This is a genomic window from Kitasatospora sp. NPDC088548 (genome assembly GCF_044753005.1).
Classification (GTDB): Bacteria; Actinomycetota; Actinomycetes; order Streptomycetales; family Streptomycetaceae; genus Kitasatospora.
Genome location: NZ_JBIVMI010000008.1, coordinates 12,883 through 38,653, shown reverse-complemented (window position 1 = coordinate 38,653; position 25,771 = coordinate 12,883). Strand labels below are relative to the sequence as shown.

Sequence of the window (25,771 nt, the reverse complement as noted above, 5' to 3'; positions counted from 1 at the left end):
GGAGCGCGTGGCGGCGCCACGGCTGCTGCGCCGGCCGCCGCCCTAACGGTAGGCTTTCCGTGTGATCTTCAAGCGCATCGGCAATGGGCGGCCGTACCCGGATCACGGCCGGACCAGCACCCGCCAGTGGGCGGACGTCGCCCCGCGTCCGGTGCGGCTGGACCAGCTGGTGACCACCAAGGGACAACTGGACCTGGAAACACTCCTGGCGGAGGACTCCACCTTCTACGGAGACCTCTTCGCCCACGTCGTGAAGTGGCACGGCGACCTCTACCTGGAGGACGGGCTGCACCGCGCCGTACGGGCCGCGCTGCAACAGCGGCAGGTACTGCACGCCCGCGTCCTCGAAATGGAGTGACGGGTCCCGCCCGCACAACCCCCGTACCGCCCTCCGGCCACCTCCGGAGGGCGGTCTACTCATACGCCGGTACCTCCTTTCGGGTACCGACGTACTCCAGATGATGATCGTTTAGTACCTTCGCAGGCGTACGGCACTAATCTGCTGACTACGGCCGCGACCCGCGGCGAACTCCCACCTTCCGGGCGGGATTCGCCCCCACGCGTCGGCCGGACCCGTCACTCGAACCCCGCCCCGGCACGAGGGGGAGACAAACCGTGAGCATGTTGACTCCCCAAGGCCTGAAGGGGAAGCAGTACCGCATCACCGGCAACGCCTATCCGCGGCTGGGCCGGCCGCCGAAGAAGAGCCGCAAGGTACTGGCCCTGATCGGTGCTCTGCTCGCGCTGGCCCTGATCGGCCTCGGCGGTGTCCAGCTCTGGGACATCTTCAGCGGCAAGGGCAGGAACGCCTCCGCCCAGGCCTGCGAAACCCCCTCCGGCAAGGCGCTGGCCGCACCGGCCCAGGACGCCTCCCCGGACGCGCCCGGCGCCTCCGCCGCACCGGCCGACCCGCACGCCATCCCGCAGCCCGCCACCGTCACGGTGAACGTCTACAACGCCACCGCCAAGGCCGGGCTGGCCGCCCGGACCGCCGAGGAGCTGAAGAAGCGCGGCTTCGCCATCGGCAAGGTCGGCAACGCGCCCGCCGAACTGGACAAGAAGGTGCCCGGCACCGCCCAGGTGATCGCCGGCCCGGCCGGGGTGGGCGCGTCCACCCTGCTCGGCTCACAGATCGCCGGCGCCACCACCACGGCCGACGCCCGGACCGACGCCACCGTGGACTTCGTGATCGGCGACAGCTACAACGCCCTGCTGGACGAGACCCAGGCCGCCGCCGCCCTGGCCCTCGCCACCAAGCCCACCCCGGCCCCCAGCACCACGGGCAGCTGCTGAGCCCCGGCCCGCACCCCGCGCTCGAACGGACGAGAGCCCCCCGGCCGGCCGGGGGGCTCTCGTGTGTCCGAGGACGAGGTGGAAGAGGTGCTCAGCCCGCGGTGCCGTACAGGCGGTCGCCCGCGTCGCCGAGGCCGGGAACGATGTAGCCGTTCTCGTTGAGCCGCTCGTCGACGGCGGCGGTGACGACGGTGACCGGCATCCCGGCCAGTTCCTTCTCCATCACCGCGACGCCCTCGGGGGCGGCCAGCAGCACGACGGCGGTGACATCGGTGGCGCCCCGCTCGATCAGCATCCGGATCGCCGCGACCAGCGTGCCGCCGGTGGCCAGCATCGGGTCGAGCACGTACACCTGGCGGCCGGAGAGGTCGTCCGGCATCCGGGTGGCGTAGGTGGAGGCCTCCAGGGTCTCCTCGTTGCGCACCATGCCGAGGAAACCCACCTCGGCGGTCGGCAGCAGCCGGGTCATCCCGTCCAGCATGCCCAGGCCGGCCCGGAGGATCGGCACCACCAGCGGGCGGGGGTAGCTCAGCCGGGTGCCGGTGGTGACCGCCACGGGCGTGGTGATCTCCACCTCGTCGGTGCGGACGTCCCGGGTGGCCTCGTACGCGAGGAGGGTCACCAGCTCGTCGGTGAGGCGACGGAAGGTCGGTGAGTCGGTGCGCTCGTCGCGCAGGGTGGAGAGCTTGTGGGCGACCAGGGGGTGGTCGACGAGGTGGATCCGCATGTCTCGACGATAGCCCGGGACCGGACACCCGTACGACACGCCGCGACCCGCCCGGATGACCCGGCGGCCGACCCGGTGCCCCGCCGGGCTCACTCAGTCATGACACGCCGTGACGCACCGAGAAGGTGAGGACGGAAAGGCCTCCTGTGGTATCAATCGGGCCGATTTGGGAATGTGACCTCTTATGACGAGCAACCCGAGGACCGGGGACGGCTCGGCGGACGAGCCCACGGGCCCGTCGGGCGGCCTCTCGGCCCCGCCCCCGGACCATCCGGAGACCGAGGCGGAACGCCGCAAGCGGCGGGCCGTGTTCCTGCGCGAACTCGCCGAGGCACGCGAGCTGCGCGAGCGGGTCCAGCCCCGGCGGACCAAGGAACGCCGCATGCGCGAAGCCATGCGGATGCGAACCTTCCGAATCTGACGGGCCCGACGGCCGTCCACCGGCTCCCGGCCGGCGCTTCCGACACGACCTGCAAAGACGCGCTGCAGAACACCCCCCGCAAAGGCGGGCTTTCTGTCACGATTCCGATGGGACGGTCCGAACAGCGGACCGCCTCTGGCGCGGGGGCGGCCAGATTCCGCGTTGCCCAAACGCGCCGACAGCCGAGACCGAGATCTGGGAGTGTCCCTGGTGGCGTACTTCGCTGCAGTGCTTGCTCGCACCGAGGACGGGTGGGATGTGAGCGAGACGGAGCTCGACGACGTCGAAACCCTGGCCGATCTGGCGGATCTCGCCCGCGCGGCCTCGCAGGGCGACGACAGCGTCCTGGTCTTCATCGAACAGGAGGATGCCTGGTTCGCCATCGTCCGGGTGGACGGTGAGGAGGATCCTCGAATCTTCGTGTCGGACGGCGCCGCGGCCGCCCGCAGTTCCTACGGCTCCGTCCTCACCGACGAGCTGGTCGACCAGGCCGGCGAGAGCGAGTTCGGCGACCTCGACAACCTGGTCGCCGAGCTGGAGGACGAGACGGAGGCGCAGGAGGAGGACGAGGAGGAGGCCGCCCTGCGGGGCGGCGTCCCGGTCGGCCCGCTCGGCGACGCCCACCTGCTCACCGAGTTCGGGCTCTCCTCCGACGAACTGCTGGCCCTCAGCGGCGAGGGCGCGGTGCCGGGCGACGCCCTGGAGGAGATCGCCGAGGCCCTCGGCTGCGGCGAGGTCCTGGAGGCGGTCCGGTAGCGGCCGGTGCCCATCGCCGGATGCCGGACACTGGATGCCATGCAGTCCGCCTCCGCCCCGCAGACAGACCCGCAGCCAGACCTCCAGCAGATAGCCCCGCGGATAGCCCCGCTGCCCGCCCCCGTCCGCCCCGACCCGGTCCGTGACCGCTGGGCGGCGCCGATGCGCCTCGCCATCGCCGAGGCCGCGCTGGCGCCGGCCACCGGGGACGTCCCGGTCGGGGCGCTCGTCCTGGGCCCGGACGGCGAGGTGATCGGACGCGGCCACAACGAGCGCGAGGCGGTCGGCGACCCGACCGCGCACGCCGAGGTGGTCGCGATCCGGCAGGCTGCCGAGAACCTGCGGACGGCCGCCCGCGCCACGCCCGGCGGACGGCGCGAGGGCGAGTGGCGGCTGACCGGCTGCACACTGGTCGTCACCCTGGAGCCCTGCACCATGTGCGCGGGCGCCATCGTGCTGTCCCGGATCGACCGGGTGGTCTACGGCGCCCTCGACGAGAAGGCCGGTGCGGCCGGCTCGCTCTTCGACGTGATGCGCGACCGCCGGCTCAACCACCGCCCCGAGGTGATCCGGGGCGTCCTCGCCGAGGAGTGCGGCGCGCAGCTGCGCGGGTTCTTCGACACCCACCGCTGACGCCCACCACTGACACCCGCCGTTGAACGGGCGCCCCGATACGGATTTCGTGACGGCGCCACCCGTCCGGTAGAGTTCCCCTCGGTAGCGTGTCCGAGCGGCCAAAGGAGCACGCCTCGAAAGCGTGTGTGGGGGCAACTCCACCGTGGGTTCGAATCCCACCGCTACCGCCAGCATCACGAAGGGCCCCGACCGGAGACGGTCGGGGCCCTTCGTCGTTCCACCGTTCGTTCCGCGCCACGCCGGTGCGCCGCGCCGACCGCCGGACATGGAAAAGCTCCGTACCCGGGGCCGATGACCACCAACGCCCGGCGAGTACGGAGCCTGGAGGGGGGAGCGGTTCGGGGGGATGACCGCTCCCCCGGGCGGAGTCCCACAACCGGGGCCGCGTCGGGGGGAGTCGCGGCGCCCGGTCCCACAGCGGGGAACTCCGGATCCACGTGCCGGGGGATTCCTGCCAGATCCTCGGCACATCACCCATCCTGCTTCACCACCCGCCTCCGGGCACCCGGAGAAAGGCCCCACTCACGGGGACCTTCGTCCCGCCGGGTGAACGCGTCGCACACTTGATGGGCCGTCCGGTGGATAAGCTGCCACTGCAGAGGGACGTTCGGGGACCGAATGGCGGCGACCCACGGCAGGGAGGAAGGTCATCAGATGGCGCAGGCGAAGAAAATCGGCATGGTTCTCCTGCTCATCTTCGTGCTCTACACGATCATCACCTCGCCGACCCGGGCCGCCGAGCTCGTGCAGCTGGGGTTCGAGGGGATCTCGAACGCGGCCAAGGCGGTCGGCACCTTCATGACCGGGCTGGTGAAGTAGCCGGGGTCGCTCGTTCGGCCCCGGGGGCACCGGCTACGGTGGGCGGGACCCTCAAACCCCGTCCGCTAGGAGCGGCATCGTGATCCGGCACCTGGTCCTGTTCAAGCTCAACGAAGGCGTCGGCAAGGACGACGAGCGCGCGGTCGCCGGCGCCAAGGCGTTCGAGGCGCTCGGCTCGGTCATCCCCGAGCTGCGCGAGTGGGAGTGCGGCTGGAACACCACCGACCGTGACATCGCCTACGACTACGCGATCAACAGCCTGGTCGAGGACCGCGAGACGCTGCAGTCCTACATCGCCCATCCGGCGCACCAGGCCGCGGCCGGCCAGTGGCGCGAGTTCGCCACCTGGGTGATCGCCGACATCGAGGTCTGATCCCGGAGCACCCCCCGGACGGCCTGCGGCGCCCTGCCCGAGACCCGGGCGGGGCGCCTCGCCCTGTCCGCGAACGCCCCTCCGGGCACCCTCCGCCGGGCCCGGCGCGGCGCCGGCCCGGCACCAACACACCTCAGCGCGGTGCTTGCCCGCCTGCGCCCGCCTTGTGATGCTATGACCGGTTTTGCCGGACATGGCGAGGTGGTGAAACGAGACGCGACACCCGCTCCGCAGGTCCCATCATTGTCGACTTCGGGAGGGGTGACGTGTCCGTGCGGACACCAGGGAGTGCGCCGGGCACCGGCACCGGACCATCCGCCGCGCAGCCACCTGCGCAACCGCCTGCGCAACCCCCCGCGCAGGCCGCCGTACGCCCGGCGGCACAGCCCGGGGACGAGGTGCTGGCCGCCGTCATCGGCCCGGCCGGCGAACTGCGGCCGGACGGCCTGCGCGGCCCCGGCGGCCGCCCCGTCGTGGACGTCCGGACCCTGACCCGGGTGCTGTTCGAGCGGCTCGCCGAGCTGCCCCCGGACACCCCCGAACGGGAGCGGGTCAGGGCCGCGCTGATCGAGGTCAACATCCCGCTGGTCCGCTACGCGGCCACCCGCTTCCGCAGCCGCAGCGAGCCGATGGAGGACGTGGTCCAGGTCGGCACGATCGGCCTGATCAACGCGATCGACCGGTTCGACCCGACCCGGGGGGTGCAGTTCCCGACCTACGCGCTGCCGACCATCCTCGGGGAGATCAAGCGGTACTTCCGGGACAACGTCCGCACCATGCACGTACCACGCCGGCTCCAGGAGCTCTGGGTGCAGGTCAGCGGGGCGATGGAGGAGCTGACGGTGGTCCACGGGCGGGCGCCCAAGGTGCCCGAGATCGCCGCCAGCCTGCGCATCCCGGAGGAGGACGTCCGGGCCTGCCTCGACGCCGGACGGGCGTACAACGCGGCCTCACTGGAGGCGGCGCAGGAGCACGAGGGCGGGCTCGCCCTGCTCGACCGGCTCGGCTACGAGGACTCGGCGCTGGCCGAGGTCGAGCACCGGGACATGGTCCGCCACCTGCTGGTCCAGCTGCCGGAGCGGGAGCGGCGGATCGTCATGCTGCGATTCTTCGCCAACCTGACGCAGTCGCAGATCAGTACCGAGCTGGGGATGTCCCAGATGCATGTCTCACGGCTGCTCTCACGCATCCTGACCCGGCTTCGGACCGGCAACTCCTGGGAGGAGTAGGCCCCGCAAACCCGCCGGAACCCGGCGAACCGACCGGCCGGATCAAGATTGCTGCGCGTTACCGAGGCGTGACATCTTGCGACGTTCGGGTTTGCCGTGGACCGTGTTCCGGTATGGAGGGGGAGGGCGTCGCCGGGAACCACCGCGCGACGGCACCCGTTCAACTGTCAGTCACGAGGGGGTGGGTGCATGTCCGGCGAACTGGGCACTGCGGAGATCCACGCTGGTCAGGCCAATGGCACGGCGGTCGCCGTCGACCGGATCCCGCTCCAGCGGGGCCCGGCCGCACCGCCCGGGACCGGCCCGGAGCCCGAGGCCGTTCCGGGAGCCGCGCCCGCTCCGGAGGCACCACCCGGCGCCGGGCTGGACACCCGGACGCTCTCCCGCTCGCTCTTCCTGCGGCTGGCCGCCCTGGAAGCCGGCAGCGAGGAGCACACGTACGTCCGCGACACCCTGATCGAGCTCAACCTGCCGCTGGTCCGGTACGCCTCGGCGCGTTTCCGCAGCCGCAACGAGCCGATGGAGGACATCGTCCAGGTCGGCACGATCGGCCTGATCAAGGCGATCGACCGGTTCGACCCGGAGCGCGGGGTGGAGTTCCCCACCTTCGCGATGCCCACCGTGGTCGGCGAGATCAAGCGCTTCTTCCGGGACACCAGCTGGTCGGTCCGGGTGCCGCGGCGGCTCCAGGAGCTGCGGCTGGCGCTCACCAAGGCCGGCGACGAGCTGGCCCAGCGGCTGGACCGCTCCCCCACCGTCGCCGAGCTGGCCGGCTGCCTCGGCGTCAGCGAGGAGGACGTGGTCGAGGGCCTGGCGGTGGGCAACGCGTACACCGCCAGCTCGCTGGACTCCAGCCCGGGCGAGGAGGACGGCGACGGCCCGCTGGCCGAGCGGCTCGGCTACGAGGACCTCGCCCTGGAGGGCGTGGAGTACCGGGAGTCGCTGAAGCCGCTGCTGGCCAAGCTGCCGCCGCGCGAGCGCCGGATCATCATGCTGCGGTTCTTCGGCAACCTCACCCAGTCTCAGATCGGCGAGGAGATCGGCATCTCCCAGATGCACGTCTCCAGGCTGCTGACCAAGACCCTCACCCAGCTGCGCGAGGGCCTGATCAGCGAGGGCTGAACCGACGGCCGGGCCGGGGCGGGCGGGCTCCCGGCCGGCCTACGGCTCCAGCAGGTTGGCGCGCAGGCCCGCCAGCACCTCGTCGTCCAGCCCCAGGCCGTCCTGCCAGAACTTGTCGAAGGTGACCCAGCCCGAGGCGACCTCCTCGAAGGCCGCCTCCAGGTAACAGCGCTCCGCCCGGAAGACCGGGAGCAGCAGCTCCGGCTCCCGCATCAGACCGCGGGTGCCGAAGCCGTCCACGACGGCCTCCACGATCGCGGCGGAGCGCTCGTTGGTCAGCAGGTAGTCGGCGAAGACCGTCTCGCGGTCCACCCCGAGAGCGGTGAGCAGGACGGCCGCCGTCCAGCCGGTGCGGTCCTTGCCGGCCGAGCAGTGGAACAGCAACGGCGGCCCGTCCGGCGCGGCCAGCAGGCGCAGCACGGTGGCGAAGCGCTCGCGGGCCACCGGGTCGGTGACGAACCAGCGGTAGAGGCCGGTCATCATGGCGGTGGCCCGGCCGTCGCCGAGCAGCGCGCGCTGTCTCTCCGGGCTGCGGTCGGCCAGGGCGTCGCGCAGCGCGACGTAGATGTCGAAGTGGGCGGCGAAGACCGGCAGATGGTGCAGGGTCACACCGTCCGGGGTGGTGCGCTCGACGGTGATCGGGGTGGCGGACAGCTCGGCGGCCGCGATCTCGGCGACCGGCAGGCCGGGGATGCGGTCCGGTCCGGCCTCGCGGACCTCGTCGAGGCTGCGCAGATCGACGACCTGGCGCAGGCCGAGCACCCCGAGCAGGCGGAGGTCCTCGTCGGTGAGCCGGTTGAGGCCGTCGCTGCGCAGGGCGACGCCGTGCCGCAACCGCCGGCCGTCGGCCGTCCGGTAGCCGCCGAGGTCACGGGCGTTGACGGCCCCGCGCAGGCCGAGGGTCCGGGCGGCCTCGGCCGCCCGCGCCGACGGCTGCGTCGTTTTCCCGGCGTGCTGGATTGCGGGGGTCTCGGTCTGCTGCTCGGTCACGCGACGGCCTCCATTGGATATTCGGGCTCCGGCATGGCACAAGCCGCCGGATATTGCATGAACCTGCCCACTGGAAGCGGCAGATGTGCAAGAGTGTCATGCGCGACGCCGCCAGTGCAGGGTGCCGCCGAACCGCCTCCGCCATACGATGCGTGACCAGCGGTAACACTCCGGCTCCGGTCTTTAATTTTCAATTCGTTATTTGCGCAACCAGTGCGGTTCCGGCCACAATCGGCGCCTCCATGGCATCGCCATGAACGTTGGTAACAGATTCGCTGCACTCCCGCCTTTTCGGTCCCAATCGGGGCGGAGTCTCCACCAGGATGGGCGCGGGCAGTCTGCTGCCCCGCGAACAGCGACAGGGCAGGCGAGTGCCGAGCAGCGGAGCGCTCTGCCCAGGGGAGGAACACACATGGGTCGAGCGACCCGAAGAGTTGCCGTCTGCGCGGCGGCCGTGCTGCTGGCCGGTGGCCTGCAGACGTCCCTCGCACACGGTGTCACCACGGCCCCCAGGATCGACCTCACGGTCCTGGTGATCGACGACGGCGGGCCCGCGACGGCGGCCATCGCCGCCGAGCTGAAGAGCCAGGGCACGCCCTACAAGCTCATCAACCTCAACGACGCCAACCGCCCGGTGATCGACGCCGCGTTCCTCAGCGACACCGTCAACGGGCAGCCGCGCGGGAAGTTCCAGGGCGTCGTGATGCCCAACGACAACCCGTTCGCGGCCGGGTCGGCCGAGATGGCGGCCCTCGCCACCTACGAGGCCGCCTTCGGCGTCCGCCAGGTCGACGCCTACACCTACGCCCGCCCGGACGTCGGTCTCAACTGGGCCCAGAACCCCGGCTACATGGGCAGCCTCGACGGCTTCCAGGCGGCGGTCACCACCGCCGGCACCGCCGGCCCGTTCGGCTACCTCAAGGGCGCCGTCCCGTTCGAGGACAACGACCCGGCGGTCAGCGAGAGCTACGGCTACCTGGCCACCCCGCTCGGCTCGCTGCCGGCCGGCGCGTCCTTCACGCCGCTGGTCGACGTGCCGATCCCGGGCTCCACCGCCCGCGGCTCGCTGGTCGGCGAGTACAGCCACGACGGCCGCAAGGAACTGGTCGTCACCTTCGTCTACAACCAGTACCAGCAGCAGTACCGGCTGCTGGCACGCGGCATAGTCGACTGGATAACCCAGGGCGTCCACCTCGGCTACGACCGCAACTACTTCGCGGCCCACGTGGACGACGTCTTCCTGGCCGACGACCGCTGGGACACCGTGCTCAAGTGCACCCCCGGTGACGTCACCTGCCCGCCCGGCACCCCCGAGACGGCCAACCCGATCCGGATGACGACCGCCGACGCGCAGCACGCCAAGCAGTGGCAGACCGACAACGACTTCACCATGGACATGGTGTTCAACGGCGGCGGCAGCGAGGACTGGAAGGCCGACCACAACACCACCACCGACCCGGTGGTGAACCAGATGATCGCCGACCAGACCAGCTACCGGTGGATCAACCACACCTACACGCACCCGTACCTGGGCTGCCTGCAGGACGTCTCGGTGGTGCCGTGGAAGTGCACCAAGAACGCCTCCGGCAGCACCGTCTGGGTCGACCAGGCCACCATCTCGTCCCAGGTCAAGAACAACATCGACTGGGCCGCGGCGCACAGCCTGGGCATCGATAAGACAGAGCTGGTCACCGGTGAGCACTCCGGCCTGCTGACCGCTCCCCAGGAGACCAGCGACAACCCGTACCTGGCGCCCGCGCTGGCCGCCAACGGCGTCAAGTGGACGGCCAGCGACGCCTCCCGCGAGTCCGCCCAGCGGGCCGTCGGCTCGTCCGTGCTGACCGTGCCGCGTTACCCGATGAACGTCTTCTACAACGCCGGCACGGCGAAGGAGCAGACGGACGAGTACAACTGGATCTACACCAGCACGGCGAACGGCGGCAGCGGCGTCTGCGAGAACAACGCCAACTCCACCTGCCTGCCCACGCCGCTGGACGTCAACACCGGCTACCAGTCGTACATCGTGCCGCTGGAGGCCCGGATCGACCTCGGCCACGTGCTGAGCAACGACCCGCGGCCGCACTTCGTCCACCAGTCGAACCTGTCCGAGGACCGGATCGTCTACCCGGTGCTGGAGAAGGTGCTCTCCACCTACCGTTCGCTGCACGCCGACAACGCGCCGATCGTGAACCTGCCGCAGCGCGAGATCGGCGCGGAGTTCCAGCGCCGCGCGGCCTGGAACACGGCCCTCGCCTCCGGCCAGGTCACCGCCTACCGGGTCGGCGAGACCGTCACGGTGGTCGCCCCGACCGGCGTCCAGGTCCAGGCCACCATGCCGGCCGGCACCACCCAGACGATGACCATCGGGTCGGCCGCGTTCGGCACCGCGTACGCCGGTACGCTGTCCGGCTGGGTGAAGCCCGGTCAGCTGCAGAGCAGTGTCACGCTCAAGCTGACCGCGGCCGGAACCCCGGCGGCCCCGGCCGTCGCCGCGCCGTCCGCCGCCGCCAAGGCGGTGCCGGCTCCGGCGCCGGCCGACAAGAAGGTGGTGCCCCAGGGCACCGTCGACGCCGTCCCGGCCGGCCCGGGCGACACCGCCCGGACCGACGCCCCGACGCTGGTCCCCGGCAGCGGGGCTCCGGTGGCGGGCAAGGGCGTCGTCACGAGCAGCAGCACCAACGGCAACGCCAAGGGCGGCGCCAAGGGCGGTCAGGCCTCCGGGGGGAAGGCCGAACCCGCCAGGAAGACCGCCGGCCAGCCCGGCACCCGCTAACAGGTGATACCGGTGGTGGGGGCGGGCCGTCCCCCGGCCCCACCACCGGCACCCGGACCGGCCACCCAGGCCGGACGCTTGACGCAAGGACAGGAGGGGGGACAAGCATGCGCGTCACCCTGCTCACCGAGGGAACGTATCCACACCAGCACGGCGGTGTGAGCGTCTGGTGCGACCAGCTCGTCCAGGGCATGCCGGACGTCGACTTCGACGTCATCGCCGTCACCGGCACCGGCCACGAACCGCTGGCCTGGGAGCTGCCCGCCAACGTACGGTCCGTCACGACCGCGCCGCTGTGGGGCCCGCCCTCCGAGGCGAGGGCGCCACGCGGCAAGGAGATGCGCCGTTTCCTCAACGCGTACGAGCGCTTCCTGCACTCCATCCTGGACCCGGTCTACACCACCCACTTCGGCACCGAGCTGTACGGCTTCGCCGACCTCGCCCGGCGCGGGCTGCTCAGCCCGGCGCTGCGCAGCGAGCGCGCCCTGCGCACCCTCCAGCACGTCTGGACCCGCGACTACCTCTCCACCGCCGTCTCCCGGCCCACCCTGCACGACGCGCTGAACGCCACCGACCTGCTGGAGCACGCGCTGCGCCCGCTCTCGGTCGAGCCGCCGCAGGACGGCGTCGCGCACGCCGCCAGCGGTGGCCTGGCCACGCTGCCGGGGCTGATCGCCTCACAGCAGTACGGCGTACCGTTTCTGCTCACCGAGCACGGCATCTACCTGCGCGAGCGCTACCTCGGCTACCGCACCGGCCCCTACCGCTGGCCGGTCAAGGCGCTGCTGCTCGGCTTCTACCGGATGCTCGCCGAGGAGAGCTACCGGCGGGCCGCGCTGGTCACCCCCGGCAACCGGTACAACCGGCGCTGGGAGGAGCGCGGCGGCACGCCGTCCGCCCACATCCGCACCGTGTACAACGGCGTGGACCCCGCCGCCTTCCCGCCGGCCGGGCCGGAGCCGGAGACGCCCACGCTCAGCTGGGCCGGCCGGGTCGACCCGATCAAGGACCTGGAGACCCTGATCCGGGCCTTCGCGATCGTCCGGCACGAGATACCCGAGGCGCGACTGCGCCTGTTCGGCGGCACGCCCAAGGGTGGCGAGGCGTACCGCGACACCTGCATAGCCCTGGCCGCCGAGCTCGGCATCGCCGACTCGGTGGCCTTCGAAGGCCGCGTCGCCGACATCACCGACGCGTACGCGGCGGGGAACGTGGTGATGCTCTCCAGCATCAGCGAGGGCTTCCCGTTCACCCTGATCGAGGCCATGTCCTGCGGCCGTTCCACCGTCTCGACCGACGTGGGCGGCGTGCGCGAGGCCGTCGGCGACACCGGTCTGGTCGTCCCGCCGCGCGAACCCGAACCGATGGCCGCCGCCGCCCTCGAACTGCTCCGCGACCCGGAACGCCGGGCCCGGCTGGGCGAGCAGGCCCGGCTGCGGGTGATCGAGCAGTTCACCCTCCGGCAGAACATCGACGGCTTCCGCGGCATCTACACCGAACTCCTCGGCACCGCCCGCTGGCTGCCGAACGGCGTGGTCGCGGTCGACGACGCCATCCCGGTCGACGACGGCGCACCCGCCGCGGACTGGGCGCACCCGCTGGCGGTTGCGCGGCGCAGCGAGGTGGGCGCATGAGCGCGCGCAGCAAGCGAATCATCAGTAGGTGCGTGTACCGCGCAGCGGCTGCCGAGCACAGCGAGGTGGGCACATGAGCGCGCGCAGCAAGCGAATCATCAGTAGGTGCGTGTACCGCGCAGCGGCTGCCGAGCACAGCGAGGTGGGCGCATGAGCGGTCCTCTTCGCCTGGTTCCGGACGAGGCCGGCCCCGAGTGGGCCGAGCAGACCGTCCAGTTGCGCACCCTGCCGCGCAAGCGCCGCCGGCCGGTGCTGCCTGAGCAGCGTCCCGAGCCCGAGGAGCAGCTGGAGCTCTCCCCGGACCCGCTGGACGAGCTCGCCGAGCGGCTCGCCGACGTCTGCGCCGATGCCGTCCACCCGTACGAGATCGCGGCCTTCCTGGAGTCCGACGGCCTCTCCGACGAGCAGGCCGGGCTGCTGTACGGCCGCCCCGACGCCTTCACCGTCGCCGAGGAGCTGTTCGAGAAGGTCCAGCGCCGCTACCCCGGTCCGAGTTCGGAGTTCGCCAACCCCTGGCGGGCCGACCCCTGGCGCTGTGTGGTGCGCGGCCTGGTGTTCGCCCTGCCGGGCCTCGGCTACCTGCTCGGCGCCAACCTGTTCGCGGCCACCCGGATGCGGTTCGGCCTGCCGTCGGGGATGCTCGCGCTCTCCGTCGCCACCCTGGTCAGCTGGTCCTGGAACCAGGCACTGGCGCACCGCTCGTACGCCTGGCTCGGCCGTGGCCGGCGCCGGGCGGCCGGGATCTGCCTGGCCGTCGGCGCGCCGCTGGGCGCGCTGATCGCGGCCACCGCCGGGTACGTGGTCGGCGGGCCGCTCGGCTCGCTCTGCTTCGCCGCCGGGCAGTCCGGCTATCTGGCCGCCGCCACCGTGCTGCTGGTGCTGGGCCGGGAGAAGTTCCTGCTGCTGGCGCTGGCGCCGTCCGCGCTGGGCGCCGGGGTGGTGCTCGCCGTGGACGTGCCGCAAGTGGTCCGGACCGTCGTCCTGCTGGCCTCGCTGGGGCTGGCGGCGGGGCTGGCCACCCGCGAGATCGTCCGCTGCCTGCGCAGCGAGCAGGACGCCACCGTGCTGAAGCTGCCGCTGCGGCACGAGCTGCCGCACCTGCTGTTCGGCCTGGCGGTCGGCACCCTCACGCTGATCGCCGGCCTGGGTGCCACCATTCACCAGGCCGTCCGCACCGGCGCGGCCGAGGGGGCGTCCGCCAGCCCGACCGGGCCGGCCATGATCGCGCTGACGCTCAGCCTCGGGCTCGCCGAGTGGCTGCTCTTCCGCTACCGGGCGATGGCCGTGGCCACGCTGCGCACCAGCCACACCGCCGGGGAGTTCACCCGCCGCACCGGCGGCGTGCTGCTCGGCTGCCTGTTCATCTACCTCACCACCGTGGCCGCGCTGGACGCAGCCGCCACCGTGCTCTGGCCCGGCGCCCCGGCGCTCGGTGTACCGGCGCTCGGTGCGCTGCTGCTGCTCGGCGGCTCACTCTGGCTGGCGCTGCTGCTGAACGCCTTCGGGCTCAGCTGGAGCACCGCCCTGATCTGTCTGGCCGCCGCGGGCGCCGAGTGCGCCGGGCTGCTGACCGGTGTGGATCCGACGCTCCTGCAGCTGTTCGGCTGCGGGGCGGCGGCCGTCGTCCTCACCGCCATCGCCGGGCCTGTGCTCGGCCGCACCACCAAGCACCGCTGAGACAGCACCGCCGAACGACAGCGCCGCTGGCCCCAGCACCGCTGAACACACACGACAGCCGAACCGAACAGCACCGAACACGGCCGAGCCGCCACGAACCCGCTCGGCCGTCCCCGAACCCAGAAAGCGAACTCCCAGCATGAGCAGCGTCGCCGTCACCGGAGCCGAGGGTTTCATCGGCTCCCACCTCGTCGAGACCCTCGTCGCCGACGGTCATCAGGTCCGCGCCATGGTGCAGTACAACTCCTTCTCGTCCTTCGGCTGGCTGGAGACCCTGTCCGAGGAGGTGCTGGACTCGGTCGAGATCGTCCTCGGCGACGTCCGGGACCCGGGCTCGGTCAACGGCCTGGTCAAGGGCACCGAAGCGGTCTACCACCTGGCCGCGCTGATCGCGATCCCGTACTCCTACCGGGCCCCGCACTCGTACATCGAGACCAACGTCACCGGCACCCTCAACGTGCTGGAGGCGGTGCGCCACCTGGAGATCCCCCGCCTGGTGCACACCTCCACCAGCGAGACCTACGGCACCGCGCAGACCGTGCCGATCACCGAGGACCACCCGATCAACACCCAGTCCCCGTACGCCGCCTCCAAGGCCGGCGGGGACCGGCTGGCCGACAGCTACCACGCCAGCTTCGAGACCCCGGTCGTCACGCTGCGCCCGTTCAACACCTTCGGCCCGCGCCAGTCGATGCGCGCCGTCATCCCGACCGTGATCGCCCAGCTGGCCGCCGGCGAGCGCGAGATCACCCTCGGCGACCTGCGCCCGACCCGCGACTTCACCTTTGTGAAGGACACCGCGAACGCCTTCCGCACGGTCGGCACCGCCCCCGCCGAGACCGTCGTCGGCAAGACCTTCAACGCCGGCACCGGCGGCGAGATCTCGGTCGGCGACCTGGTCGCCCTGGTCGGCAAGCTGATGGACGTCGACCTCACGGTGAAGGAGGACGAGCAGCGCATCCGCCCCGCCAACTCCGAGGTGATGCGCCTGGTCGCCGACGCCACCCGGCTGCGCGCCGCCACCGGCTGGGCTCCGCGGTTCTCCCTGGAGGAGGGCCTGGAGCAGACGATCGAGTTCTTCCGGGACCCGGCCAACCTGGCCCGCTACAAGACCGGTCTCTACAACGTCTGACCCCGCCGCGCTCCTCCCTCCCTGCCAGCACCGATTTCCAAGGCTCCTGTCGCACCATCATCCGTGGGGGAAACACCATGCACGCAGTGATCCTGGCCGGCGGTAAGGGCGTACGCCTTCGCCCCTACACCACCGCGCTCCCCAAGCCACTCGTCCCGATCGGCGACCAGCACGCGATCCTGGAGATCGTGATGCGCCAGCTCGCCGCCGCGGGCTTCAAGACCGTCACCCTCGCCATCGGCCACCTCGGCCACATCATCCGCGCCTACGTCGGCAACGGCTCGCAGTGGGGCCTGCGGGTCGGCTACGCCGTCGAGGACAGCCCGCTCGGCACCATGGGCCCGCTGCTCACCATGCAGGACCGGCTGCCCGAGCACTTCCTGGTGATGAACGGCGACATCCTCACCGACCTGGACTTCGCCGGGGTGCTCAGGCACCACGAGGCGTCCGGGGCTCCGCTCACCATCGCCACCTACGCCCGCCAGGTGAAGATCGACTTCGGTGTGCTGACCTCCGAGGCCGGCCGCATCACCGGGTTCCAGGAGAAGCCGAGCATCGACTACCGGGTCTCGATGGGCGTGTACGGCGTGTCCCGCTCGGCCCTGGCCTCGTACACCCCCGGCCTGCCACTGGGCTTCGACGAGCTGGTGCTGGACCTGCTGGCCACGCAGACCCCGCCGTCCGCCTACGAGTTCAGCGGCTACTGGCTGGACATCGGCCGCCCGGACGACTACGACCGGGCCAACGCGGAGTTCGCGGTCAACCGCTCGCTGCTGCTGCCCGGCGAGCCGGTCGAGGGCCTGTACGCCGTCCCCGGAAGCGGCTCGGAGCTGTCGATCCCGGCCGCCCGCACCGCGCCGGACGCCGTCGAACAGCCCGCGACCGCCGCCGCGGGCCCCGAGAACGACGGACGGGCCGCGTGAGAATCCTGCTGCTCGGCGCGGACGGCTTCCTCGGCCGCCACGCCGCCGCCGTCCTGCGGTCGCTGCCCGGTGCCACCGTGCTGACCGCCGGGCGGCGGCCCGACCACGACCTCCGGCTGGACCTCGCCACCGCCCGGACCGGCCCGCTCGGCGAGGAACTGGCCGCGCTGGCGCCCGACGCGGTGGTCAACTTCGCCGGCGCGGTGGCCGGCAGCGCCGTCACTCTCGCCGAGGTCAACGCGCGCGGCCCGGCCGTGCTCGCCGAGGCCCTGCGGCAGGGCGCCCCGGCGGCGCGCCTGGTGCACATCGGCTCGGCCGGCGAGTACGGCGTCTGCGCACCCGGGAGCTCGCTCGCCGAGGACGCCGACGCCCGCCCGGTCGGCGTGTACGGCGCCACCAAGCTGGCCGGCTCCCTCGCGGTGGCCGGTTCACCGCTGGACGCCGTGGTGCTGCGGGTGTTCAACCCGGTCGGCCCGGGAGCACCGGCGGGCTCGCTGCCCGGCCGGCTCGCCGCGGAACTGCGCCGGGCCGCCCCGGACGGGGCCGACGGGGTGGTGAAGGTCGGGGATCTCTCGGCCCACCGCGACTTCGTCGACGCCCGGGACATCGCCCGCGCGGTCGGTCTGGCGGTCACCGCCGAGGGTCCGCTGCCCCGGGTACTCAACCTCGCCTCCGGGCGGGCGAAGCCGGTCCGGGCGATCGCGGACGGCCTGGTCGCGGCGGCCGGCTTCACCGGCCGGATCGACGAGAGCGGCGCCGGCTCCGAGCGCTCGGCCGCCGTCTCGTGGCAGCAGGCCGATGTCTCGGCCGCCGCCCGGGCCCTCGGCTGGCAGCCGGAGACCGGCCTCGCCGACACCCTGCGCGACCTCTGGCTCGGCACCGCCGAGCCCGTCCCCGCCCCGGCCGTCGCATGACGGGCGGCAGCCACCTCGACGGCCGCCTGCTGGTGCCGCTGTACGTCCACCCCGCGGTGGACCCGGCGGCCTGGCAGGCGGTCGCCGCCGCCGACCCGGGCCGGATCGCCGCCGTCGTGCTCAACCTCGCCGACGGCCCGGGCGAGACCCCCGACAACGTCTTCGCCGAGGCCGCCGAGGAACTGCGCGCGGCCGGCCTGCCGCTGCTCGGCTACGCCGACACCGACTACGGCCGGAGGCCGCACGCGGCCGTGGTCGCCGACGTGCTGACCTACCGCCAGCGGCACGGGATCACCGGCGTCTACCTCGACCAGGTCGCCACCCACCCGGGCGCGCTGGCCCACTACCGGCGGCTGGCCACCGCGGCCCGGGCCGCCGGGTGCGGCACCGTGGTGTTCGGCCACGGCGACCACCCCGACCCCGGCTACGCCGAGGTCGGACTCGCCGACCTGCTGGTCACCTTCGAGGGCGACTGGGAGACGTACCGCTCGATGGCCCTGCCGGTGTGGACCGGCCGGCACGCGGCCGCCCGCTTCTGCCATCTCGTGTACGACGTGCCCGCCGAGCAGGCCCGGGACGCCGCCGCGCTGATCGCCGCCCGCCGGGCCGGCGTCGGCTGCGCCGTCCCGGGCGCCGGGGAGAACCCCTGGCGCACCCTGCCGTACGGCCTGACCGCCGCCGAACTGGCCTGACCCGAACCGGAGTTCGAGCACCCGTGACCCGCCGCACCCGGCCCCTGCCGGCCGCCATCGCCCTCGCCACCGCCCTGCTGGCGACCTCGTGCAGCTCAGGCTCGGACACCGGGGACGACCCCTCGGCCGATGCCACCGGCGCCCAGCCGCCCGCGGCCACCGCCACCCCCGACCCCGGGGCGTCGAGCGGCCCGGGCACCCCCGGCACCCCGGACGCGCCGTCCACCCCGGGCACCCCGCCCAGCACCGTCCCGAGCACCCCGACCACCGCCCCGGGCACCCCGGCCACCGGCACGCCGGGCACCCCCGGCGGCACCGCGCCGGGCACCACCACCCCGGGCGCCACCCCGCCCCAGCCCGCCGGCGCCCGCTGGCAGCCCGCGCCCGGCCTCGCCTGGCAGTGGCAACTCGGCGACGGCGTCGACCAGTCGGTGGACGTACCGGTCTACGACATCGACGGCTTCGAGAACGACGCCTCGGTGGTCGCCGCGCTGCACGCCAAGGGCCGCAAGGTGATCTGCTACATCAACGCCGGCTCCTGGGAGGACTTCCGCCCCGACTCCGCCGCCTTCGCCAAGGCCCTCCAGGGCTCCGGCAACGGCTGGAAGGGCGAGAAGTGGTTCGACATCCGGAAGATCGACCAGCTGAAGCCGCTGATGGCCGCCCGCTTCGACATGTGCAGGGCCAAGGGCTTCGACGCCATCGAGCCCGACACCATCGAGGCGTACAACCAGAAGAGCGGCTTCCCGCTGACCGCCGAGGACCAGCTCCGGTACAACCGCATGCTGGCCTCGCTCGCCCACGAGCGCGGGATGGCGATCGGCCTGAAGAACGACCTGGAGCAGATCCCGGCGCTGGTCGGCGAGTTCGACTTCGCGGTGAACGAGGAATGCGCCGAGTTCAACGAGTGCGACCGGCTCTCGCCCTTCATCCAGGCGGGCAAGGCGGTCTTCCATGTCGAGTACAAGCTCGGCACGGAGAAGTTCTGCGCCCGGACCAAGGGTCTGGGCTTCAGCTCGATGCAGAAGAAGCTCGAACTGGACGCCTGGCGACGGCCCTGCTGAGAGCCACGGACATGGCGGGCGCCGCCAGGCGGTCCACCGAGGGGGTTACTTGACCGCCAGCCAGATGACGGCACCCAGAACGGCCACCGCGACGACCGCGATCAGCGCGATCACACCGGTGCGGTTGCCACCGCCGCTGCTGCTGCCGTAGGTGGAGACGGAGCCCGGTGCCTGAGGTGCCGGGGTCTCGTCGACGAACGCCCGGAACATCTGGGTGCTGCCGGCGGGGTCGTAGTCGTTGTCAGCCATGGCACGGACTCTAACGAATCCGCGCGCCCGGCCGACACCCCGGACCCTCCTCCGGCCCTCACCACCCGCGAGTGCAACAACGGTGCGACAAGCGGGTGAAGCCTGTCCGGATCATGGAATGCGGGCCACCGTGATCGGGTTGACTCCGACCATGACCGAAAACCACAGTGACGCCGGGCGCAGTGTGCAGCTCGGCACCTCCGACCTCACCGTCCACCCGCTCTCCCTCGGCGGCAACGTCTTCGGCTGGACGGCCGACGAGGAGCAGTCCTTCGCCGTGCTCGACGCCTACGCCGCCGCCGGCGGCAACTTCGTCGACACCGCCGACGTCTACTCCTCCTGGGTGCCCGGCAACACCGGCGGCGAGTCCGAGACCATCATCGGCAACTGGCTGCGCAGCCGGGGCAACCGCGACGACATCGTGATCGCCACCAAGGTCGGCCTCCACCCCGAGGCGCTCGGCCTGGGCGCGGCCAACATCAAGTCCTCCGTCGAGGGTTCGCTGCGCCGTCTCGGTATCGAGCGCATCGACCTCTACTACACCCACCAGGACGACGACACCCCGGTCGAGGAGTTCGTCACCGCGCTGGACGAGCTGGTGAAGGAGGGCAAGGTCCGCGAAATCGGCGCCTCCAACATCGGCGCCGAACGGCTCGCCGAGGCGCTGGCCTTCTCCGAGCGCGAGGGCCTGGCCAAGTACGTCGCGGTCCAGCCGCACTACAACCTGGTTTCCCGCGCCACCTTCGAGGGCCCGCTCGCCGACGTGGTCGCGGAGCACGGCCTGGCCACCGTGCCGTACTACGCGCTCGCCTCCGGCTTCCTGACCGGCAAGTACCGCCTCGGCGGTGCCGGGGTGGCGAGCGCCCGCTCCGAGGGCGCCGCCCGCTACCTGGACGACCCGCGCGGCCCCAAGGTGCTGGAGGCGCTGGACACCGTCGCGGGCGAGCACGGCGTCGAGCCCGCCACGGTCGCCCTGGCCTGGCTGACCGCCCGCCCGACGGTCGCCGCCCCGATCGCCAGCGCCCGTACGGTCGAGCAGCTCCCGCCGCTGCTGGCCGCCGCCTCGCTGCGGCTCACCCCCGAGCAGACGGCTCTGCTGGACAGGGCCTCCGCCTGAGCGCACCGCAGGTCCCCGCACGCCCCGCAGGCTGCGAACACGCCCCCCGTACGGGTCCTGTTCGCAGCCTGCGGGCGTTTTCGCGCACGCGGACCAGCCGTTCACGGCCGGAACGCGCCATGATGAACCATGGTCCACGAACGACCGGGTACCGAGCAGGACTTCACCGACCACACGGCCACCTGGCGCCGGTCGGCCGGCCAACCCGTCCGGGGCGGCCTGTTCGACGGCGCGGACGGCACGACGTACCCGCGGCCGGGCCCCGGCACCACGGCCGGCCCGGAAGTGACCGTCACCCCGGCCGAGCTGAGAGCCCGGGCCGGCACCGTCGACGAGATCCACGCGTGCTTCTCCGCCGTCGACGACCGCGCCCAGGAGTGGACCACCACCGCGTACGGCACGCTCGGCGGCTGGCGGACCGGACCGGAGCTGCGGGCCCGCGCGATCCGCTGGGACAACCAGGTGGCGACGCTGGGAAACACGCTCCACGACATCGCCCGGCGGCTGCGCACCACCGCCGACGCCTACACGGCGACGGAGGACGCGACCGGGCGGAACCTCTCCGGCGAACGGTGACGGGGCCGACCATGCTGAGCTACGAAGCCGTGACCACGGCCCGACTCGACACGCTGAACGGAGCCGCCGAGGAGTGGCGGGCGCTGCGCGGCCGCTACCTCGGACTGAAGGACCGGCTGACCGGCGAGGTCGTGACCGCGCTGGCCGGCGGCTGGGAGGGCGAGGCCGCGACCGAGGCCAGGGCGCTGATCCGGCGGGCCGCCGAACAGATCGAGGCCGCCGCCCAGGAGTCCGCGGACCTCGCCGGCCTGCTGGCCGACGCCGCCGGGCAGTTCGGCGAGGCCCAGCGCCGGCTCAGGCGGCTCGCCGACGAGGACGCCCCCGCCGGCCATCTGAAGGTGGCGCCCGACGGGACGGTCACCGACGTCCACCCGCTCCTGCACGACGAGTCCGCCCGGCACCAGCCGGACTTCCGGACGGCCTTCCTGCCCGGGCGGAGGCAGGCGGTCGACGACCTGGCCCACCGCATCGAGGCGGCACTGCGGCAGGCCACCGAGGCCGACGAGGCCGCGGCCTGGGCCCTGCGCTCCGACCCGAACGGCGCGGCCGACGACTCCTTCAACACCAGCGGCTGCCGCAGCCTGGACGAGGCCCGGGCGGCCCGCGCGGACCTCGGCGAGGCCCTCGCCCTGGCCGGAAAGGGCGGCGCCCTCTCCACCGCGGAGCTGACCAGGCTGAACGCCCTGCTCGACCGGCGCGGGAGCGACCCCGCCTTCGCCGAGGAGTTCGCCGTCACGCTCGGCCCGCAGGGCACCCTGGACTTCTGGCGCGACGTCAACGACCCGGCGAAGGCCGGCGCGTACGGCGGCGGGCGCGGCGAGGCCGTCCGGCGCCTCCAGACCTCGCTGGGCACCACCCTCGGCACCGCGACCCAGAGCCGCGGCCGGGCCATTCGGGACTGGGAACACGAGATCATCAGGCTCGGACCACGGGTCCGGAACCGCCCGGGCGGCGGCCCCACACCCTACGGCTACCAGCTGATGAGCAGCCTGCTGCGCTCCGGGGCGTACGACTCCGACTTCCTCAACGCCTACGGCGAGAGCCTGCTCGCCTTCGAGCGCGGCTCCGGGATCGGCCCGCAGGCCATCTGGGCCCCGGACTCCACCCAGCCGACGTGGGACCACCTCGGCGAGGGCCGCGGCGGCGACGCGGTGGCCGGCTTCCTCACGGCCCTGGGCCGCAACCCGCAGGCCTCGACCCGCTTCCTCGACCCGGGCGACCCCCGTCGCGGTGACCACCTGGCCTACCTGCTGAACGGCCGCCACTGGCCGGAGGAGCTGGTCGCCGGCGCCCGCGCCACCGGCCACCACTCGCTCGGCCTGGCCGTCGAGGCGGCCGCCACCGGCGACCGCCCGGGCCGGGAGGACGCCGTCAGGCACCACACCGAGGCCCAGGCCCGGGTGATGCGCGACACCGTCGGTCTGCTGGACGCCGGCATCGGCCACGAGAGGCTCCCGGACGGCCTGCGGCGCCCGCTCGCCGACGCGCTGGCCGACTACGCCGCCGACACCCACGACATCCTCTCCGGCACCAACCGCGCCGCCAAGGACCACGCGGGCGGGAACACCGGCGGCGTCTGGACCGACCAGGAGACCGGCGGAACCAGGATGGCCACCGACAAGGGCTCGCTGATCCGGCTCCTGCGCGGCGTCGCCGACGACCCGGACGCCCACCAGACCGTCCGCCGGGCCGAGCTGACGCACGTGGCCCAGCAGCTCTCCCAGCTCCCGCCGACCACGGCCGAGAAGGAATGGAAGGGCCTGATGGCCAACTCCTCCGTCGCCCTCGGGGTCATCGACGCCGTCCAGGCCGACGCCATCCTCGACCAGCGCGACGACGACACCAAGGTCGAGGCCTGGAAGGCCAAGACCATGTACGCCGGGGTCGGCACCCCGCTCTCGCTCGTCCCCGTCCCCGGGATGGGCGAGGCCGCCCAGCGCCTCCTCGGCGCCGGGCTCACCCAGTGGCAGAGCAGCGCCACCGACGAGATCAACGCGGCCGCGGCCGGCCGGATCGAGCGGAACACCCTCACCGGCGGCGACGGCGGAAGCGGCCACGAGGGGATCAGCGCGATGGTCGAGACGTGGCAGACGGAACGACGGCGGCAAAGCCCCGACGCCCTCGACGTGGACTGGGACGAGCAGCAGATGCGGACGGTCTACGACACCGGCCGCTCGGACGCCGCCACCGCCCTCGGCCGCGGCGGCGAGAACAGCTAGGAGCATTCGCCGGGTCAGGCCCCGGCGGGGGCCCGGGCCGTGTCCCCGGAGGGCCCGGGCCGCGACGTCCTACGGACGCCCGAAGTGGGTCGGGTAGTAGCCCTGGCTCAGGCTGGAGATCCGCACCGTCGTCCCCGGCCTGGGCGCCTCGACGAACTTGCCGCCGCCCAGGTAGATCCCCACGTGGTGGATGCCGGAGGCCCGGCCGCTGTCCGACCAGAACACCAGATCGCCGCGGCGCAGCTGCCCGGCGCTGATCGGCGTGGTGGCCGCGTACTGGTCGTCGGCCACCCGCGGCAGGCTGATCCCGCTGCGCCGGTACGCCTGCTGGACCAGCCCCGAGCAGTCGTAACCGGACGGGCCGTTGCCACCCCAGACGTACGGCTTGCCGAGCTGGGCGAGCGCGTAGTCGATCGCGGTCTCCACGCTGCCGGAGGCGGGCGCGCTGTCGGCGGCGGGCCGGGTGGCGGGCTGGGCGGGAGCGGGGGCCGAACCGCCGCCGGACTGGCCGGTGCGGCTCAGGTAGACGTCGTGGTGGCTGGTCCAGCGCCACTCCCCGCTGCCGTTCTTGAACCAGTACTTGGAACCGTCCCAGCCCTGGGTGATACCCGAGGAGGAGGCCGAGCCGTTGGAGGCGGCGGCCCCGCCGGAGCCGCCCGAGCCGGCGGACTTGCCGGTGCGGCCGGCGTAGACCTCGTAGTGGCTGGTCCAGCGCCACTCGCCGTCGGCGTTCTTGAACCAGTACTTCGACCCGTCCCAGCCCTGCTTGCCGGCCGCGGCCTGCGCGGACCCGGCGCCGGCCGTCAGACCGACCACGCCGGCGCCGGCCAGCACGGTGGTGGCAAGGCAGGTATTTCGCACGGCGCGGTGTATTCGGCCGCCACCGCCCGCCGCGGGGCGGGCGGTGCGCGGCCGGGCCGCGCAGTTCGGGCAGGCGCAGCCCTCGATCGCGGGGATGCCGCCGAGGCTCTCCTCGAAGCCGATCAGTGCGGTGTCGGCGTCGAAGCCGGCTTCCGTGCCGGTGGCTATCCTCATGCCGGTCGTCCTTCCTTCCGCCCGGCCCGGGTGGCCGGGGACGGTACCGAGGCGGCCACTCCGGCCGGGGCGACGAAGGCGACCAGCAGCTGTTCCATCAGCGCGCTGCGGGCGGCCTCGTCCAGTTCGTGCGTGGTGGCGCGCTCCAGCCGGCGGACGGCGAGCGCCGCCGCCTCCACGGCGTCGTCCACCAGCACGGTGCGCAGGCCCGCGTCCAGGTCGGCCAGCCGGCGCCGGCGCATCGACTCGGCCACCTCGGGCGCGTAGTCCAGTGCCAGCGGCTGCACCGAGTAGACCTCCATGCCCGCCGGGGCGACCTCGGCGGCCAGCCCCCGGGTCAGCTCGTCGGCGAACCACTGGCCGTCGCGCAGCGCGGGCCCGGGCGCCGCGTTGCTGTCGCACGGCAGTGTGGACGCGGTACGGGTCAGCACCGCCTGCACCTGCTCGCGCAGGTAGCTCTCGTGGTCCTCGATCGCCAGCAGCACGCGGGCGGTGTCCTTGACCCGCCAGACGATCAGCAGCCGGACGACGATCGGTGTGCCGGTGCGGTCGACCACCTTGACCTGTTCGCTGCGCCAGTGCCGCAGCCGGACGTCCACCCGGCGGCGGCGCAGCAGCGGGTTCACCCAGACCAGGCCGGTCCGGCGGACGGTGCCCCGGTAGCGGCCCCAGCGGGTGAGCACCCGGGTCTCGCCGCCCGCGTTGGCCAGCAGCCCGGCGAGGGAGAGCACGATCAGCAGCCCGGCGGCGGTGACGGCCGCGATGGACTGGACGGTCACCTCGGCGTGGCCGTTCTCCCTCGCGGCGGTGCCGCGCAGGTCGGGCAGCGCGTCCCAGTAGGGGATGACACCGTCGCGCAGCAGAACCAGCAGGACGGCGGCCACGCCGACCAGCAGGGTCAGCAGGGCGATCCAGCCCGGCAGGGCGGCGGCGCTGTGCTCCCGCAGTGCCTGGTCGGCACGCGGGGGGCGGCGGGAGGCGGTGGCGGGGACCGCGCCGGCCGGGGTGGCCTCCAGGCTGTCCAGGTTCGCCGGGCCGGCCGTCTCCAGCGGGTCGCGCAGGTCGATCGGGGTACCCGTCGACGGGCCGGGGACGACCGCCAGCGGTGTGGTGGCCGGGCCGCTGTCGGCCGGGCCCGCGGTCCTGGCCGGCTTGACCAGCGGGCTGGCGCCGCTGGAGGAACGTTCCGGCAGCACCGGGGGGAGCGCCTTGGGCAGATTGTCGGGTCGCTGCGAAGAATCGCGGGTGACGTCCATGCACGGATCCTCGGGGTCGGTGTGTCGCGCAACGGGCGGCCCGGATCTGACGGGCAGTGCCAGAGTCAGGCTAAGTTCATACGTCATCAAATGCGACATTTGAGGTAGTGCGTGTCGACATTTCCTGACGAATCGTCCGAGGCT

At 72.9% G+C, this 25,771-nt stretch carries 24 protein-coding genes, 1 tRNA gene and 1 pseudogene; 21 read left to right on the top strand and 5 right to left on the bottom strand.

Going from position 1 to position 25,771, the window contains the following annotated elements:
- The first annotated feature begins 61 nt into the window (after window positions 1-61).
- Together ACIP82_RS12820 and ACIP82_RS12815 are read left to right on the top strand one after the other, a co-directional pair.
- On the top strand, window positions 62-358 hold the full coding sequence (locus ACIP82_RS12820) for a type II toxin-antitoxin system VapB family antitoxin (protein WP_030061387.1): 297 nt from the start codon (window positions 62-64) through the stop codon (window positions 356-358).
- A 263-nt stretch (window positions 359-621) separates the two neighbouring features.
- Complete coding sequence (locus ACIP82_RS12815; protein ID WP_363603939.1) at window positions 622-1,293, top strand: LytR C-terminal domain-containing protein; 672 nt, start codon at window positions 622-624, stop codon at window positions 1,291-1,293.
- A 91-nt stretch (window positions 1,294-1,384) separates the two neighbouring features.
- Here ACIP82_RS12815 and upp read toward each other — a convergent pair whose 3' ends face one another.
- A complete protein-coding gene (gene upp / locus ACIP82_RS12810; protein WP_363603938.1) occupies window positions 1,385-2,020 on the bottom strand; it encodes a uracil phosphoribosyltransferase in 636 nt (211 codons plus the stop codon).
- 184 nt (window positions 2,021-2,204) lie between these two features.
- On the opposite strand from upp, the gene ACIP82_RS12805 reads away from it, so the two are divergent.
- From ACIP82_RS12805 to ACIP82_RS12770, 8 genes are all read left to right on the top strand, one after another.
- Window positions 2,205-2,441 (top strand): hypothetical protein, encoded by a 237-nt coding sequence (locus ACIP82_RS12805; protein WP_363603936.1) that lies wholly within the window; start codon window positions 2,205-2,207, stop codon window positions 2,439-2,441.
- A gap of 210 nt (window positions 2,442-2,651) precedes the next feature.
- Entirely contained in the window at window positions 2,652-3,197 is a 546-nt protein-coding gene (locus ACIP82_RS12800; protein WP_400653357.1) for a hypothetical protein, read from the top strand.
- Between the two features lie 39 nt (window positions 3,198-3,236).
- Window positions 3,237-3,830 (top strand): nucleoside deaminase, encoded by a 594-nt coding sequence (locus ACIP82_RS12795; RefSeq protein WP_400653355.1) that lies wholly within the window; start codon window positions 3,237-3,239, stop codon window positions 3,828-3,830.
- A gap of 83 nt (window positions 3,831-3,913) precedes the next feature.
- Window positions 3,914-4,003: transfer RNA gene (locus tag ACIP82_RS12790), tRNA-Ser, on the top strand.
- A gap of 484 nt (window positions 4,004-4,487) precedes the next feature.
- Entirely contained in the window at window positions 4,488-4,652 is a 165-nt protein-coding gene (locus ACIP82_RS12785; protein WP_363603933.1) for a hypothetical protein, read from the top strand.
- A gap of 79 nt (window positions 4,653-4,731) precedes the next feature.
- Window positions 4,732-5,025, top strand: coding sequence for a Dabb family protein (locus ACIP82_RS12780; RefSeq protein ID WP_363603932.1), 294 nt, complete (start codon window positions 4,732-4,734; stop codon window positions 5,023-5,025).
- 266 nt (window positions 5,026-5,291) lie between these two features.
- The gene (locus tag ACIP82_RS12775; protein ID WP_400653353.1) at window positions 5,292-6,254 is read left to right on the top strand and encodes an RNA polymerase sigma factor SigF; all 963 of its coding nucleotides are present in this window, start codon (window positions 5,292-5,294) and stop codon (window positions 6,252-6,254) included.
- Window positions 6,255-6,443: 189 nt separating this feature from the next.
- The gene (locus tag ACIP82_RS12770) at window positions 6,444-7,376 is read left to right on the top strand and encodes an RNA polymerase sigma factor SigF (protein WP_400653351.1); all 933 of its coding nucleotides are present in this window, start codon (window positions 6,444-6,446) and stop codon (window positions 7,374-7,376) included.
- Between the two features lie 39 nt (window positions 7,377-7,415).
- Here ACIP82_RS12770 and ACIP82_RS12765 read toward each other — a convergent pair whose 3' ends face one another.
- Window positions 7,416-8,366, bottom strand: a complete 951-nt coding sequence (locus tag ACIP82_RS12765) for a tyrosine-protein phosphatase (RefSeq protein ID WP_363603929.1) — start codon at window positions 8,364-8,366, stop codon at window positions 7,416-7,418.
- Window positions 8,367-8,778: 412 nt separating this feature from the next.
- Between ACIP82_RS12765 and ACIP82_RS12760 the strand changes: the two genes are divergently transcribed.
- From ACIP82_RS12760 to ACIP82_RS12725, 8 genes and pseudogenes are all read left to right on the top strand, one after another.
- Entirely contained in the window at window positions 8,779-11,139 is a 2,361-nt protein-coding gene (locus ACIP82_RS12760; protein WP_400653348.1) for a hypothetical protein, read from the top strand.
- A gap of 107 nt (window positions 11,140-11,246) precedes the next feature.
- Window positions 11,247-12,773, top strand: a complete 1,527-nt coding sequence (gene pelF, locus ACIP82_RS12755) for a GT4 family glycosyltransferase PelF (protein ID WP_400653346.1) — start codon at window positions 11,247-11,249, stop codon at window positions 12,771-12,773.
- A 150-nt stretch (window positions 12,774-12,923) separates the two neighbouring features.
- Window positions 12,924-14,450, top strand: coding sequence for a hypothetical protein (locus ACIP82_RS12750; RefSeq protein WP_363603923.1), 1,527 nt, complete (start codon window positions 12,924-12,926; stop codon window positions 14,448-14,450).
- Between the two features lie 139 nt (window positions 14,451-14,589).
- Window positions 14,590-15,582 (top strand): SDR family NAD(P)-dependent oxidoreductase, encoded by a 993-nt coding sequence (locus tag ACIP82_RS12745; protein WP_363603922.1) that lies wholly within the window; start codon window positions 14,590-14,592, stop codon window positions 15,580-15,582.
- Between the two features lie 77 nt (window positions 15,583-15,659).
- Window positions 15,660-16,367 (top strand): annotated as a pseudogene (locus tag ACIP82_RS12740) (NDP-sugar synthase); the annotation flags it as partial.
- A 134-nt stretch (window positions 16,368-16,501) separates the two neighbouring features.
- Window positions 16,502-17,419 carry an NAD(P)-dependent oxidoreductase gene (locus ACIP82_RS12735; RefSeq protein WP_363603920.1) on the top strand — a complete coding sequence of 306 codons (918 nt, stop codon included), beginning with the start codon at window positions 16,502-16,504 and terminating at the stop codon, window positions 17,417-17,419.
- A complete protein-coding gene (locus ACIP82_RS12730) occupies window positions 17,416-18,111 on the top strand; it encodes a spherulation-specific family 4 protein (RefSeq protein WP_363603918.1) in 696 nt (231 codons plus the stop codon). The genes ACIP82_RS12735 and ACIP82_RS12730 overlap by 4 nt, the downstream gene beginning before the upstream one ends.
- Window positions 18,112-18,134: 23 nt before the next feature.
- Complete coding sequence (locus ACIP82_RS12725; protein WP_400653342.1) at window positions 18,135-19,175, top strand: endo alpha-1,4 polygalactosaminidase; 1,041 nt, start codon at window positions 18,135-18,137, stop codon at window positions 19,173-19,175.
- 45 nt (window positions 19,176-19,220) lie between these two features.
- Here the strand turns inward: ACIP82_RS12725 and ACIP82_RS12720 are convergent, their stop codons facing one another.
- On the bottom strand, window positions 19,221-19,424 hold the full coding sequence (locus tag ACIP82_RS12720) for a hypothetical protein (protein ID WP_400653340.1): 204 nt from the start codon (window positions 19,422-19,424) through the stop codon (window positions 19,221-19,223).
- Between the two features lie 151 nt (window positions 19,425-19,575).
- Here ACIP82_RS12720 and ACIP82_RS12715 point away from each other — a divergent pair, with 151 nt between their 5' ends.
- From ACIP82_RS12715 to ACIP82_RS12705, 3 genes are all read left to right on the top strand, one after another.
- A complete protein-coding gene (locus ACIP82_RS12715) occupies window positions 19,576-20,541 on the top strand; it encodes an aldo/keto reductase (RefSeq protein WP_400653338.1) in 966 nt (321 codons plus the stop codon).
- Window positions 20,542-20,670: 129 nt separating this feature from the next.
- Window positions 20,671-21,117 (top strand): type VII secretion target, encoded by a 447-nt coding sequence (locus ACIP82_RS12710; protein ID WP_363603912.1) that lies wholly within the window; start codon window positions 20,671-20,673, stop codon window positions 21,115-21,117.
- Between the two features lie 11 nt (window positions 21,118-21,128).
- Window positions 21,129-23,336 (top strand): hypothetical protein, encoded by a 2,208-nt coding sequence (locus ACIP82_RS12705; protein WP_400653336.1) that lies wholly within the window; start codon window positions 21,129-21,131, stop codon window positions 23,334-23,336.
- 69 nt (window positions 23,337-23,405) lie between these two features.
- Here ACIP82_RS12705 and ACIP82_RS12700 read toward each other — a convergent pair whose 3' ends face one another.
- Window positions 23,406-24,371, bottom strand: coding sequence for a C40 family peptidase (locus ACIP82_RS12700; RefSeq protein ID WP_400653334.1), 966 nt, complete (start codon window positions 24,369-24,371; stop codon window positions 23,406-23,408).
- Window positions 24,368-25,627 carry an SPFH domain-containing protein gene (locus ACIP82_RS12695; protein WP_400653332.1) on the bottom strand — a complete coding sequence of 420 codons (1,260 nt, stop codon included), beginning with the start codon at window positions 25,625-25,627 and terminating at the stop codon, window positions 24,368-24,370. The genes ACIP82_RS12700 and ACIP82_RS12695 overlap by 4 nt, the downstream gene beginning before the upstream one ends.
- Window positions 25,628-25,771 lie beyond the last annotated feature (144 nt).

Excerpts from the sequence above, each read along its gene's own strand:
- ACIP82_RS12815 (WP_363603939.1), top strand. The coding sequence starts at position 622 with ATGTTGACTCCCCAAGGCCTGAAGGGGAAGCAGTACCGCATCACCGGC.
- ACIP82_RS12785 (WP_363603933.1), top strand. The coding sequence starts at position 4,488 with ATGGCGCAGGCGAAGAAAATCGGCATGGTTCTCCTGCTCATCTTCGTG.
- ACIP82_RS12770 (WP_400653351.1), top strand. The coding sequence starts at position 6,444 with ATGTCCGGCGAACTGGGCACTGCGGAGATCCACGCTGGTCAGGCCAAT.
- ACIP82_RS12705 (WP_400653336.1), top strand. The coding sequence starts at position 21,129 with ATGCTGAGCTACGAAGCCGTGACCACGGCCCGACTCGACACGCTGAAC.
- ACIP82_RS12745 (WP_363603922.1), top strand. The coding sequence starts at position 14,590 with ATGAGCAGCGTCGCCGTCACCGGAGCCGAGGGTTTCATCGGCTCCCAC.
- upp (WP_363603938.1), bottom strand. The coding sequence starts at position 2,020 with ATGCGGATCCACCTCGTCGACCACCCCCTGGTCGCCCACAAGCTCTCC.
- ACIP82_RS12715 (WP_400653338.1), top strand. The coding sequence starts at position 19,576 with ATGACCGAAAACCACAGTGACGCCGGGCGCAGTGTGCAGCTCGGCACC.
- ACIP82_RS12750 (WP_363603923.1), top strand. The coding sequence starts at position 12,924 with ATGAGCGGTCCTCTTCGCCTGGTTCCGGACGAGGCCGGCCCCGAGTGG.
- ACIP82_RS12710 (WP_363603912.1), top strand. The coding sequence starts at position 20,671 with ATGGTCCACGAACGACCGGGTACCGAGCAGGACTTCACCGACCACACG.
- ACIP82_RS12795 (WP_400653355.1), top strand. The coding sequence starts at position 3,237 with ATGCAGTCCGCCTCCGCCCCGCAGACAGACCCGCAGCCAGACCTCCAG.
- ACIP82_RS12730 (WP_363603918.1), top strand. The coding sequence starts at position 17,416 with ATGACGGGCGGCAGCCACCTCGACGGCCGCCTGCTGGTGCCGCTGTAC.
- pelF (WP_400653346.1), top strand. The coding sequence starts at position 11,247 with ATGCGCGTCACCCTGCTCACCGAGGGAACGTATCCACACCAGCACGGC.
- ACIP82_RS12700 (WP_400653334.1), bottom strand. The coding sequence starts at position 24,371 with ATGAGGATAGCCACCGGCACGGAAGCCGGCTTCGACGCCGACACCGCA.
- ACIP82_RS12760 (WP_400653348.1), top strand. The coding sequence starts at position 8,779 with ATGGGTCGAGCGACCCGAAGAGTTGCCGTCTGCGCGGCGGCCGTGCTG.
- ACIP82_RS12805 (WP_363603936.1), top strand. The coding sequence starts at position 2,205 with ATGACGAGCAACCCGAGGACCGGGGACGGCTCGGCGGACGAGCCCACG.
- ACIP82_RS12720 (WP_400653340.1), bottom strand. The coding sequence starts at position 19,424 with ATGGCTGACAACGACTACGACCCCGCCGGCAGCACCCAGATGTTCCGG.
- ACIP82_RS12695 (WP_400653332.1), bottom strand. The coding sequence starts at position 25,627 with ATGGACGTCACCCGCGATTCTTCGCAGCGACCCGACAATCTGCCCAAG.